This window comes from Streptomyces cyaneochromogenes (genome assembly GCF_003963535.1).
GTDB classification, from domain to species: Bacteria; Actinomycetota; Actinomycetes; order Streptomycetales; family Streptomycetaceae; genus Streptomyces; species Streptomyces shaanxiensis.
This window is the reverse complement of the sequence record NZ_CP034539.1, coordinates 3,697,523-3,709,515: the sequence shown is the minus strand read 5'-3', so window position 1 is coordinate 3,709,515 and position 11,993 is coordinate 3,697,523. Positions and strand designations below refer to the sequence as shown.

General features: G+C 70.1%; 8 protein-coding genes. 5 read left to right on the top strand and 3 right to left on the bottom strand.

Annotated features, from left to right (window positions below; all coding sequences use genetic code 11):
* Positions 1-212 precede the first annotated feature (212 nt).
* From EJ357_RS16525 to EJ357_RS16515, 3 genes are all read left to right on the top strand, one after another.
* Positions 213-578 (top strand): cupin domain-containing protein, encoded by a 366-nt coding sequence (locus EJ357_RS16525; RefSeq protein ID WP_126392358.1) that lies wholly within the window; start codon positions 213-215, stop codon positions 576-578.
* A 67-nt stretch (positions 579-645) separates the two neighbouring features.
* Positions 646-2,904, top strand: a complete 2,259-nt coding sequence (gene recD2, locus EJ357_RS16520) for an SF1B family DNA helicase RecD2 (RefSeq protein WP_126392357.1) — start codon at positions 646-648, stop codon at positions 2,902-2,904.
* A 264-nt stretch (positions 2,905-3,168) separates the two neighbouring features.
* Positions 3,169-4,458 carry a citrate synthase gene (locus EJ357_RS16515; RefSeq protein WP_126392356.1) on the top strand — a complete coding sequence of 430 codons (1,290 nt, stop codon included), beginning with the start codon at positions 3,169-3,171 and terminating at the stop codon, positions 4,456-4,458.
* A 632-nt stretch (positions 4,459-5,090) separates the two neighbouring features.
* On the opposite strand, the gene EJ357_RS16510 is transcribed toward EJ357_RS16515, so the two are convergent.
* From EJ357_RS16510 to EJ357_RS16500, 3 genes are all read right to left on the bottom strand, one after another.
* Positions 5,091-7,382: a heavy metal translocating P-type ATPase gene (locus EJ357_RS16510; protein WP_228473077.1), complete on the bottom strand. Its 2,292-nt coding sequence runs from the start codon at positions 7,380-7,382 to the stop codon at positions 5,091-5,093.
* A 7-nt stretch (positions 7,383-7,389) separates the two neighbouring features.
* Positions 7,390-7,629, bottom strand: coding sequence for a heavy-metal-associated domain-containing protein (locus tag EJ357_RS16505; protein WP_126392355.1), 240 nt, complete (start codon positions 7,627-7,629; stop codon positions 7,390-7,392).
* A 100-nt stretch (positions 7,630-7,729) separates the two neighbouring features.
* Positions 7,730-8,371, bottom strand: a complete 642-nt coding sequence (locus EJ357_RS16500) for a TetR/AcrR family transcriptional regulator (protein ID WP_126392354.1) — start codon at positions 8,369-8,371, stop codon at positions 7,730-7,732.
* Positions 8,372-8,565: 194 nt separating this feature from the next.
* On the opposite strand from EJ357_RS16500, the gene EJ357_RS16495 reads away from it, so the two are divergent.
* Both EJ357_RS16495 and EJ357_RS16490 read left to right on the top strand, forming a co-directional pair.
* Positions 8,566-10,833: an MMPL family transporter gene (locus EJ357_RS16495; protein ID WP_126392353.1), complete on the top strand. Its 2,268-nt coding sequence runs from the start codon at positions 8,566-8,568 to the stop codon at positions 10,831-10,833.
* Positions 10,834-10,946: 113 nt separating this feature from the next.
* Positions 10,947-11,990 (top strand): zinc-dependent alcohol dehydrogenase family protein, encoded by a 1,044-nt coding sequence (locus EJ357_RS16490; protein WP_126392352.1) that lies wholly within the window; start codon positions 10,947-10,949, stop codon positions 11,988-11,990.
* The last annotated feature ends 3 nt before the right edge of the window (positions 11,991-11,993 follow it).

Sequence of the window (11,993 nt, the reverse complement as noted above, 5' to 3'; positions counted from 1 at the left end):
TTCGTGGAGTCGATGCGGATCGTTCGCGGATCGCGCCTGGAATCGATTACATCGACGTGTACGGAGGATTGGAATCGATTACACGGGGGTTGATCAAGCCCTCAACCACATCCCGAAACCGGATCGTGATGTCGCGGCGCACTCCGGAGCGGTCCAGCCTGGAGGGACAGGGGGCGTTCTCGCAGGCCCTCGTGGGCCGGAGTGGAGGAGTCATGACGGCAGCGACCCGCGACGAGGTACCCGTCGCCCTCGCCGGAGACGGCGTGGAGGTGCGCACCAAGCCCATGGGCGGCGGCATGTCCGTCGGCTACATCCGCCTGCCGGAGGGCACGGACATGGGCCCCGCCCTCAAGGGCCTCGACGGCGACGCCTGCCAGTGCCCGCACTGGGGCTACCTGCTGAAGGGGCGGCTGCGGATGCTGACGGCCGAGGGCGAGGAGCACTACGAGGCGGGGCAGGCGTACTACTGGGCGCCCGGGCACGTCCCCGTGGCTCTGGAGGACTGCGAGTTGGTGGAGTTCTCGCCGACCGAGGACTTCCAGAAGGTCATCGACCACGTGACGGCACAGGCGGGGTGAGGCAGGCCGGCGGCCGCCGGGTGCACAGGCCGCCCGCGATGTCGGACCCGGCCGGTACCGTCGGATCATGTCCAATCAGGCGGGGACTTCCACGGGTGAACGGCGGCTCGCCGTGCTCGAAGGCGTGCTGGAGCGGATCACGTACGCCAACGAGGAGAACGGCTACACGGTCGCCCGTGTCGACACCGGGCGCGGCGGGGGCGACCTGCTCACGGTCGTCGGCGCGCTGCTCGGCGCCCAGGCCGGTGAGTCGCTGCGGATGGAGGGCCGTTGGGGCTCCCACCCCCAGTACGGGAAGCAGTTTCTCGTCGAGAACTACACGACGGTCCTGCCGGCCACCGTCCAGGGCATCCGCCGCTACCTCGGCTCCGGCCTGGTCAAGGGCATCGGCCCGGTCTTCGCCGACCGCATCACCCAGCACTTCGGTGTGGACACCCTGAAGATCATCGAGGAGGAGCCCAAGCGGCTCATCGAGGTCCCAGGCCTCGGCCCCAAGCGCACCAAGAAGATCGCCGATGCCTGGGAGGAGCAGAAGGCGATCAAGGAGGTCATGCTCTTCCTGCAGACGGTGGAGGTCTCCACGTCCATCGCCGTGCGGATCTACAAGAAGTACGGCGACGCCTCGATCTCCGTCGTGAAGAACCAGCCCTACCGGCTGGCCGCCGACGTCTGGGGCATCGGCTTCCTCACCGCCGACAAGATCGCCCAGTCCGTCGGCATCCCGCACGACAGCCCGGAGCGGGTCAAGGCGGGCCTGCAGTACGCGCTGTCGCAGGCCACCGACCAGGGCAACTGCTACCTCCCCGAGGAACGGCTGATCGCGGACGCGGTCAAGCTCCTCCAGGTAGACACCGGCCTCGTCATCGAGTGCCTCGCGGAGCTGGCCCAGGTCCCCGAGGACGGCGGCGACCCCGGTGTCGTACGGGAGAAGGTCCCCGGTCCCGACGGCGGCTCGGGCGATCCCGTCACCGCCGTCTACCTCGTCCCCTTCCACCGGGCCGAACTCTCCCTCTCCGCCCAGCTGTTGCGCCTGCTGCGCACCGACGAGGACCGTATGCCGGGCTTCCGTGACGTGGCCTGGGACAAGGCGCTGGGCTGGCTGAAGGGCCGCACCGGCGCCGACCTCGCCGCCGAGCAGGAGGCCGCCGTGAAGCTGGCGCTGACGGAGAAGGTCGCCGTCCTGACCGGCGGTCCCGGCTGCGGCAAGTCCTTCACCGTGCGCTCGATCGTGGAGCTGGCCCGCGCCAAGAAGGCCAGGGTCGTGCTCGCCGCCCCCACCGGCCGCGCCGCCAAGCGACTCGCCGAGCTCACCGGAGCGGAGGCCTCCACCGTCCACCGCCTGCTGGAGCTCAAGCCCGGCGGCGACGCGGCCTACGACAGGGACCGCCCGCTCCAGGCCGACCTGGTCGTGGTCGACGAGGCGTCCATGCTGGACCTGCTGCTGGCCAACAAGCTGGTCAAGGCCGTACCGCCGGGCGCCCATCTGCTCTTCGTGGGCGATGTCGACCAGTTGCCCAGCGTCGGGGCGGGGGAGGTCCTCAGGGACCTGCTCGCCGACGGCAGCCCCATCCCGGCCGTGCGCCTCACGCGCGTGTTCCGTCAGGCCCAGCAGTCGGGCGTGGTGACCAACGCGCACCGGATCAACGCCGGGCAGCACCCCGTCACCGACGGCATGAAGGACTTCTTCCTCTTCGTCGAGGACGACACGGAGGAGGCCGGACGGCTCACGGTGGACGTCGCCGCCCGTCGTATTCCGGCCAAGTTCGGCCTCGATCCGCGCCGGGACGTCCAGGTGCTCGCGCCCATGCACCGCGGCCCCGCCGGCGCGGGCACGCTGAACGGCCTGCTGCAGCAGGCCATCACGCCGGGACGCCCCGACCTCGCGGAGAAGCGGTTCGGCGGCCGGGTCTTCCGTGTCGGCGACAAGGTCACCCAGATTCGCAACAATTACGAGAAGGGGGAGAACGGTGTCTTCAACGGCACCGTGGGCGTGGTGACCTCGCTCGACCCGGTCGACCAGCGCCTCACGGTGCTGACGGACGAGGACGAGGAGGTTCCGTACGAATTCGACGAACTGGATGAACTCGCGCATGCGTACGCGGTGACCATTCACCGTTCACAGGGAAGTGAATATCCCGCAGTGGTGATCCCCGTCACCACAGGAGCATGGATGATGCTCCAGCGGAACCTCCTGTACACCGCCGTGACCCGGGCCAAGCAGCTGGTCGTTCTCGTGGGGTCACGCAAGGCGATCGGTCAGGCGGTGCGCACGGTGTCGGCAGGGCGGCGCTGCACGGCGCTCGACTTCCGGCTCGCGGGCTCCTGACCCCGTTTCAGGTCCCCCAGCCGACCCCCTTCTGACCTGGCGATTCGTGAGGCATCGAAAAAAATGATCGATCAAACGAGTCGTGAAGGTCACAGACCACTTCCAGATGGGGAAAACAGGGGGCAGGATGGCAGGTTGGCGGCACTGAGTGCCGCCGATAGGCCCAATGGTCGACCCCGAGTGCACTCTCCTGAGCCAAATGGGGGAGGGTAGAGACAGTCAGGGCAACCTCGAAGATGAGGCACAACGTCGGTGAGGGAAGACGTGAGCGACAACTCTGTAGTACTGCGGTACGGCGACGGCGAGTACACCTACCCGGTGATTGACAGCACCGTCGGCGACAAGGGCTTCGACATCGGCAAGCTCCGCGCCCAGACCGGTCTGGTGACGCTGGACAGCGGCTACGGCAACACCGCCGCCTATAAATCCGCCGTCACCTACCTCGACGGCGAGGCGGGCATCCTCCGCTACCGCGGCTACCCGATCGAGCAGCTGGCCGAGCGCTCCACCTTCCTGGAGGTGGCCTACCTGCTGATCAACGGCGAGCTGCCGACCGTCGACGAGCTCTCGACCTTCAAGAACGAGATCACGCAGCACACCCTGCTGCACGAGGACGTCAAGAACTTCTACAAGGGCTTCCCGCGCGACGCCCACCCGATGGCCATGCTGTCGTCGGTCGTCTCCGCGCTGTCCACGTTCTACCAGGACAGCCACAACCCGTTCGACGAGACGCAGCGCAACCTCTCGACGATCCGTCTGCTCGCCAAGCTCCCGACGATCGCCGCGTACGCGTACAAGAAGTCGATCGGCCACCCGTTCGTCTACCCGCGCAACGACCTCGGCTACGTCGAGAACTTCCTGCGGATGACCTTCTCGGTGCCGGCGCAGGAGTACGAGCTCGACCCGGTCGTCGTCTCCGCGCTCGACAAGCTGCTCATCCTGCACGCGGACCACGAGCAGAACTGTTCGACGTCGACGGTCCGCCTGGTGGGCTCGTCGCAGGCGAACATGTTCGCGTCGATCTCGGCCGGCATCTCCGCCCTGTGGGGCCCGCTCCACGGCGGCGCCAACCAGTCCGTCCTGGAGATGCTGGAGGGCATCCAGGCCTCCGGCGGCGACGTCGACTCCTTCATCCGCAAGGTGAAGAACAAGGAGGACGGCGTCCGCCTGATGGGCTTCGGCCACCGGGTCTACAAGAACTTCGACCCGCGCGCCAAGATCATCAAGGCCGCCGCGCACGACGTCCTCTCCGCCCTCGGCAAGTCCGACGAGCTGCTGGACATCGCCCTGAAGCTGGAGGAGCACGCGCTCTCCGACGACTACTTCGTCTCGCGCAGCCTCTACCCGAACGTCGACTTCTACACCGGCCTGATCTACCGGGCCATGGGCTTCCCGACCGAGATGTTCACGGTCCTGTTCGCCCTCGGCCGCCTCCCGGGCTGGATCGCCCAGTGGCACGAGATGATCAAGGAGCCGGGTTCCCGCATCGGCCGCCCGCGCCAGATCTACACGGGCGTGGTGGAGCGCGACTTCGTTCCGGTCGAGGAGCGCTGAGTCCTGCTGTCGGAGCCTCGTGCCTGACTTTGGTCGGGTGCGGGGCTCTTGTGCGTGCGCGGCCGAGAGATGCGTACGGGTGCAGGCCGGAAAGTGCGTACGGATAGCAGAAGGCGCCCTGGCGGCGGTCCCCCCACGGGCCGACGTCCAGGGCGCCTTCCCATGTCCCGGTGCGGATTCCCCCCACGGGATCCGGCCGGGCGTCTGAGAGACCAGCGCCTGAATTCGCTGTCTTTCGGTGTTGCCGTTTGAGCAGAACGAGCAAATCTCGTCGTACTCATGGTTGTGTGCGGTCTGCCGGGACAGCGCACGCTCGGGAGGGCCGCTCAAAGCTTCCCGATGTACGTGCCCCGGCAACGCAACTCTGAGGAAGTCCCCCAAGACATCCCCAGATGCCAGCAAGCGCCCCCCAAGACGCTCTCTGACATCGTCAACTTAGACCTTCGAACCCCTTCGATGGTTACGTTCACATCACTGTGATCTGCGTCTCTTGCATATGTCCGTTAGATACGCAAGAGCCCCGATATGTCGATCGGGACCCAAGCGTAAGGATGATGCGTGAGCCTTGTGAAGAGCTTATGTGAGCTGGGCTTCGGACTCCAGAGGTGCCCAGTGGGGTTCTTACTACGAATTCACCGGAACGTCCGCAGCCGCAGGCTGTTCGTCACCACGAACACGGACGAGAAGGCCATCGCGGCCCCCGCGATCATCGGGTTCAGCAACCCCGCCGCGGCCAGCGGCAACGCGGCGACGTTGTACCCGAAGGCCCACACGAGGTTGCCCTTGATCGTGGCCAGCGTCCGGCGGGACAGCCGGATGGCGTCCGCGGCCACCCGCAGGTCCCCGCGCACCAGCGTCAGATCGCCGGCCTCGATCGCCGCGTCCGTGCCCGTCCCCATGGCGAGACCCAGATCGGCGGTGGCGAGCGCGGCCGCGTCGTTGACGCCGTCGCCGACCATGGCGACGCACCGCCCCTCGCGCTGCAGCCGCCGTACCGCCTCGACCTTGTCCTCGGGCAGGACCTCCGCGATCACCTGACCGGCATCGATGCCGACCGCGTCCGCCACCGCCGCGGCGACCGTCCGGTTGTCCCCGGTCAGCAGGACCGGGGTGAGTCCCAGCGCGCGCAGTTCGCGCACCGCCTCGGCGCTGGTCTCCTTCACCGCGTCCGCGACGGCGACGACACCGTGCGCCTCCCCGTCCCACCCGACCACGACGGCCGTACAACCGCCCCTCTCGGCCTCTTCCCGGGCGCGGGCGAGCTCGGTGGGCAGCTCCTCGAAAAGGCGCCCCACGGCCACGTCACGGCCCTGCACGCGCGCGCGTACGCCACGCCCGGGGACGTTCTCGAACCCCTCGACCTCCGGCAGCCGCCCGACCCGCCCCTCGGCGCCGGCGGCCACGGCCCGGGCGACGGGATGCTCGGAGGCGTGCTCCACGGCGCCCGCGAGCCGCAGCACCTGCTCCTCGTCGGCGCCTTCGGCGACGTACACCTTCTGGAGCGTCATGCGGCCGGTGGTGACCGTGCCGGTCTTGTCCAGGACGACGGTGTCGACCCGGCGCGTGGACTCCAGCACCTCGGGGCCCTTGATCAGGATGCCGAGCTGCGCGCCGCGTCCCGTGCCGACCATCAGGGCCGTGGGCGTGGCGAGCCCCAGTGCGCAGGGGCAGGCGATGATCAGCACCGCGACGGCCGCGGTGAACGCGGCGACCGTGTCGTCGGTGATGCCGAGCCAGGCCCCGAAGGTGGCGACCGCGAGCACGATGACCGCGGGGACGAACACCGCGGAGATCCGGTCGGCGAGCCGCTGCACCTCGGCCTTGCCGTTCTGCGCGTCCTCCACCAGCTTCGCCATGCGCGCCAGCTGGGTGTCGGCGCCGACCCGGGTCGCCTCGGCGACGAGCCGGCCCCCCGCGTTGACCGTGGCGCCGGTGACCGTGTCCCCGACCGTCACGTCGACCGGCACCGATTCGCCGGTCAGCATGGCGGCGTCCACTGCGGAGAGGCCCTCGACGACGGTGCCGTCGGTGGCGATCTTCTCGCCGGGCCGTACGACGAACCGGTCGCCGACGGCCAGCCGGTCGACCGGGACACGGACCTCGCGGCCCTCCCGCAGGACCGACACGTCCTTCGCGCCGAGCTCCATCAGGGCACGCAGTGCCGCTCCCGCGCGCCGCTTGGCACGGGCCTCCAGATAGCGGCCGAGGAGGATGAAGGTGACGACCCCGGAGGCCACCTCGAGATAGATCTGCGAGGCGCCGTCCACGCGCGCGACGGTGAACTCGAAGTCGTCGCGCATGCCGCTCATGCCCGCGTCGCCCAGGAACAGCGCCCACAGCGACCAGCCGAACGCCGCCAGCGTGCCCATCGAGATCAGCGTGTCCATGGTCGCCGCGCCGTGCCGGGCGTTCGTGAACGCGGCGCGGTGGAAGGGCAGCCCGCCCCAGACGACGACCGGCGAGGCGAGGGTGAGCGCGAGCCACTGCCAGTTGTCGAACTGCAGGACAGGGATCATCGACAGCAGGATGACGGGGACCGCGAGCAGGGCGGAGACGGTGAAACGCCGGCGGTAGGCGGCCAGTTCGGGGTCGTCCGGGGCCGGCTCCGGCGCGGGCTGCGGGGGAGCGGGCTCCTCGGCGGTGTACCCCGTCTTCTCCACCACGGCGACGAGGTCGGCGACCTCCGTGCCCGCGGGGTAGCTGACCTTCGCCTTCTGCGTCGCGTAGTTCACCGTGGCGGTGACGCCGGCCATGCGGTTGAGCTTCTTCTCGACGCGGGCCGCGCAGGAGGCGCAGGTCATCCCGCCGATGAGCAGCTCGACTTCGGAGGTGGTGACGGCAGGGCCGGCTGCATCGGCCGGGCCGGCTGCGCCGGTCGGGCCGGCGGTCCCCGGTATCGGCGGTTGGTCGGTGGTGCGGGGCATGTCCGGCTCAGATCTTGGCGACCAGCTCGAAGCCCGCCTCGTCGACGGCCGCGCGAACGGCTTCCTCGTCCAGCGCGGCCGCGGAGACGACGGTGACCTCGCCGGTCGAGGCGACGGCCTTCACCGAGCTGACGCCGGGGAGTTCGGAGATCTCGCCGGACACGGCACCCTCGCAGTGCCCGCAGCTCATGCCGCTCACCTTGTAGACGGCGGTGACGGAACCCGGGGTGTCGGTCTGCGCGGTCATGTCGTTCTCCTCGTCGAGGCATGTGGGGCTGACGGGGCCCACGGGGGGCCTCCATATCCCCACGCTATACCCCTACGGGGTATTACTCCAAGGGGGGTGGTCAGTGGGTCGGCCCGAGTCTGTCGCCGACCAGCGGGGCGAGGTAGCGGATCAGGGCGTTCTTCAGCTCCTGGACGTAGGCGTCGCGCTCGGTGCCCTCGTGGGCGAGGACCAGTTCCAGGCCCGCCTTGTACAGGCCCAGGCACATGTGCGCGGTCCGGGAGAGGTCGGCCGGCCGGATGTCCGGCAGGACCGAGGAGAGCAGGCCCTCGATCCGGGAGAGCAGGGTCGCGTGCAGGGCGTCGTGCTCCTCGGTGATGCGGCCGGGGATGTCGGGGCCGTGCATCAGCGCGAAGAACACCGGGTGCTCGCAGTTGAAGGCGATGAACCGGTCGACGGCCGCGCCGACCGCCTGCTCCAGGGGGGTCGCGGGGTCCACGGGCGCGAGCGCCTCGCCGTACGTCTCGCGCATCTCGTGCATGAGCCGGTCGCCCAGCTCGATCGCGATCGCTTCCTTGTTCGGGAAGAACTGGTACAGCGTGCCCGGCGAGACGCCCGCCTCGCGGGCGATGGCGTTGGTGCTGGCGGCCGTGTAGCCGGTGGTGGTGAAGACGGTGGCCGCGGCTTCCAGGAGTTGGGCGATACGGCGCTCGCCGCGGGCCTGGCGGCGGCGCGGCTGGTCCTTCTCCTGATTGACGGACACGCGTTATCCCCAGTTCTCCGAACGCGATTGACAAACGCGAGCGGCCGCTCGCATTCTTGAGAAACGCGAGCGATCTCTCGTGTTTGCCAGTCTATGGCAGCGACGGCTCCATGCTGCCCGGCTGCGCTCACGTGGATCAGGCGAGCGCGTCGGGCCATGAACAGCATGGATCAGGGTGAAGGGGACACCGCACAATGACCGAAGTCAACAGGCCACCCCGAGTCGGAGGCTGGACCCGCTTCGTGACGGCACACCCCCGCTTGTCGCTGCTCGTGGCCCTGGTGCTCACCGCGCTCGCGGTCGTGGCCGGCAGCGGCGTCGCCGACCGCATGGGCAGCGGCGGCTGGGAGGACCCGAACGCCGAGTCGACATACGCGACCAAGGCACTGGAGCGCGAGTTCCCCGCCTCCCAGCCCAACCTCCTGCTCCTCGTGGACGCGGGCAGCGCCTCGGTGGACGACCCCGCGGTGGCCGCCGAGGCCCGGCGGCTCACGGAGCGCCTGGCCGCCGAGAAGGGCGTCACAGGGGTCGGCTCCTACTGGCAGGCGGACCCCGCGTCGGCCCCAGCCCTGCGCGCCGAGGACGGCCATGAGGCGCTGATCGCCGCCCGCATCACGGGCGAGGAGAAGGAGATGGGGGAGACCCTGGACCGCCTCGCGCCCGAGTTCCGGGGCGCGCACGGTCCGGTGGAGGTCGGCGTCGGCGGCCCGGTCGCCGTGCGGCACGAGATGCAGACGACCATCCAGGAGGACCTGATCCGCGCCGAGGTGATCGCCCTGCCGGTCACCCTGGTGCTGCTGGTGATGGTCTTCGGCAGCGCGATCGCGGCCCTGCTGCCGCTCGGCATCGGCATCGTGGCGATCCTCGGCACCAACGCGGTGCTGCGCGGCCTGACCGAACTCACCGACGTGTCGGTCTTCGCGATGAACCTCACCACGGCCCTGGGCCTGGGCCTCGCCATCGACTACGCCCTGTTCATCGTCCGCCGCTTCCGTGAGGAACTCGCCACGGGCGCCGAGCCCTTGGCGGCGGTCGGCACGACCCTGCGCACGGCCGGCCGCACGGTCCTCTTCTCGGCCCTGACGGTCGCGGTCTCCCTCGCGGCGATGCTGCTTTTCCCGCAGTACTTCCTGCGCTCCTTCGCCTACGCGGGGATAGCGGTGGTGCTGCTGGCCGCGGCGGCCGCGCTGATCCTGCTCCCCGCGGCACTCGTCCTGCTCGGCCACCGGGTCAACTCCCTGGACCTGCGCCGCTTGTTCCGGCGAGGGCGGCCGAAGGGAGCCGGTCAGGAGTCCGGTCAAGCATCCGGTCAGGCGTCCGGCGCGACGCAGGGCGGGGCCTGGACCCGCACCGCGAACCTCGTCATGCGCCGTGCCCCCTTCTTCGCCCTGGGTACCACCGCCGTCCTGGTCCTGCTCGGACTGCCCTTCCTGGGCGTGAAGTTCGGCACCGCCGACGACCGTCAGCTGCCGTCGAGCGCCGAGTCCCATGTGGTGCAGCAGCACATCCGCGACGGCTTCCCGGGCAGCCCCGGCGGCGGTCTGGAGGTCTTCGCGGAGGGACGGGCGACGCAGGCTCAGTACGCCGACTACAAGAAGCGGATCGCCGCCCTCCCGGATGTGCTCCGCGTCGACGGGCCGCTGGTGAAGGGCGACTCGGCGTACTTCACGGTGCTGCCGAAGGGCGAGGCGGTCGACGAACCGGCCCAGCGCCTGGTGGGTGAACTGCGCGCCGCGAAGGCGCCGTTCGACACCGAGGTGACCGGCACGGCGGCCGTGCTGGTCGACTCCAAGGACGCGATAGCGGAACAACTGCCCCTGGCGGCCGCCTTCATCGCGATCGTCACCCTGCTGCTGGTGTTCCTGCTGACCGGCAGTGTGCTGATACCGATCCAGGCGGTCGTGCTCAACGCGCTGAGCCTGACGGCGATGTTCGGCGCGGTGGTCTGGGTCTTCCAGGACGGCCATCTGTCCGGGCTGCTCGGCTTCACCAGCCCCGGCTCGATCGAGACGACCCTCCCGGTGCTGATGTTCTGCGTCGCCTTCGGCCTGTCGATGGACTACGGCGTGTTCCTGCTCTCCCGCATCAAGGAGGAGTACGACACGACGGGCGACCATGACCAGGCGGTCCGCCACGGCCTGCAGCGCACCGGCGGCCTGATAACCGCGGCCGCCGTGATCCTCGCGGTGGTGATGGTCGCGATCGGCACCTCCCGGGTGACCAACACCAAGATGCTCGGCCTCGGTATCGCCCTGGCGGTGCTGATGGACGCGATGATCGTCCGCAGCCTCCTGGTGCCGGCGGTCATGCGCCTCACGGGGCGGGCGACCTGGTGGGCGCCGGGGCCGCTGCGGCGGTTCCATGACCGGTTCGGGGTGAGCGAGGGCGAGTCGAACCGGCCGACGGCGGCCCCGACACCGGACCCCGCACAGGAGCGGGACAAGGTGAGCGCGCGCGGCTGACCCCGCGCTCGGGTGCCGTACCGCGAAGCCGGCGGAGCGTCTAGCGTTCCCGGCGGAGCGTCCAGCGTTCGCGGTGATCTCCGTGCAAGGGGCGCGGCCGAAGGGAGACGGGCATGCGTGCTGTGGTGTTCGACCGGTACGAGGAGGCGGCCGAGGTGCGTGAGGTGCCCGACCCGCACCCGGCCCCCCATGGAGTGACCGTGCGCGTCGAGGCGACAGGGCTGTGCCGCAGTGACTGGCACGGCTGGCAGGGGCACGACCCGGACATCATGCTGCCGCATGTGCCGGGCCATGAACTCGCCGGTGTCGTCGAGGCGGTGGGCGACCGGGTGACCGGCTGGCGCCCCGGCGACCGGGTCACCGTGCCGTTCGTGTGCGCCTGCGGCAGCTGCGCGGCGTGTGCGGCGGGCGACCAGCAGGTGTGCGAGCGGCAGACCCAGCCCGGCTTCACCCACTGGGGTTCCTTCGCGCAGTACGTGGCGCTGGACCACGCCGACGTCAACCTTGTCGCCGTGCCCGAGGAGATGTCCTTCGCCACGGCGGCGTCGCTCGGCTGCCGGTTCGCCACGGCGTTCCGGGCGGTCGTGCAGCAGGGCCGGGTGGCGGCGGGGGAGTGGGTCGCGGTGCACGGCTGCGGCGGGGTGGGCCTGTCGGCGGTGATGATCGCGGCGGCGTCGGGCGCACGGGTGATCGCGGTGGACGTCTCGCCGCAGGCCCTGGACCTGGCGCGGAAGTTCGGGGCGGTGGAGTGCGTGGACGCGTCGGGCGTGCCCGACACGTCGGCGGCGATCCACGCCCTGACCGGCGGCGGCGCCCACCTCTCCCTGGACGCCCTCGGTTCCCCCGTCACCTGCGCCGCGTCCGTCAATGGCCTGCGCCGCCGGGGCCGGCACATCCAGGTGGGCCTGCTGCCCTCGGAGTCAGGTACGACCCCGGTCCCCATGGCCCGCGCCATCGCCCTGGAGCTCGAACTCCTGGGCAGCCACGGCATGGCGGCGCACACCTACCCGCCGATGCTGGAGCTGGTACGGGCGGGGGTGTTGCGGCCGGATCTGCTGGTGACGTCGACGATCGCGCTGGACGCGGTGCCGAGCGCGTTGGAGGCGATGGGGACGGCGCCGGGGGCGGGGGTGACCGTCATCGAGCCGTGGAGCTGACGT

What these genes read in the sequence shown, in the direction of transcription:
- recD2 (WP_126392357.1), top strand. Translation starts at nt 646, where the DNA reads ATGTCCAATCAGGCGGGGACTTCCACGGGTGAACGGCGGCTCGCCGTG.
- EJ357_RS16510 (WP_228473077.1), bottom strand. Translation starts at nt 7,382, where the DNA reads ATGCCCCGCACCACCGACCAACCGCCGATACCGGGGACCGCCGGCCCG.
- EJ357_RS16490 (WP_126392352.1), top strand. Translation starts at nt 10,947, where the DNA reads ATGCGTGCTGTGGTGTTCGACCGGTACGAGGAGGCGGCCGAGGTGCGT.
- EJ357_RS16525 (WP_126392358.1), top strand. Translation starts at nt 213, where the DNA reads ATGACGGCAGCGACCCGCGACGAGGTACCCGTCGCCCTCGCCGGAGAC.
- EJ357_RS16495 (WP_126392353.1), top strand. Translation starts at nt 8,566, where the DNA reads ATGACCGAAGTCAACAGGCCACCCCGAGTCGGAGGCTGGACCCGCTTC.
- EJ357_RS16505 (WP_126392355.1), bottom strand. Translation starts at nt 7,629, where the DNA reads ATGACCGCGCAGACCGACACCCCGGGTTCCGTCACCGCCGTCTACAAG.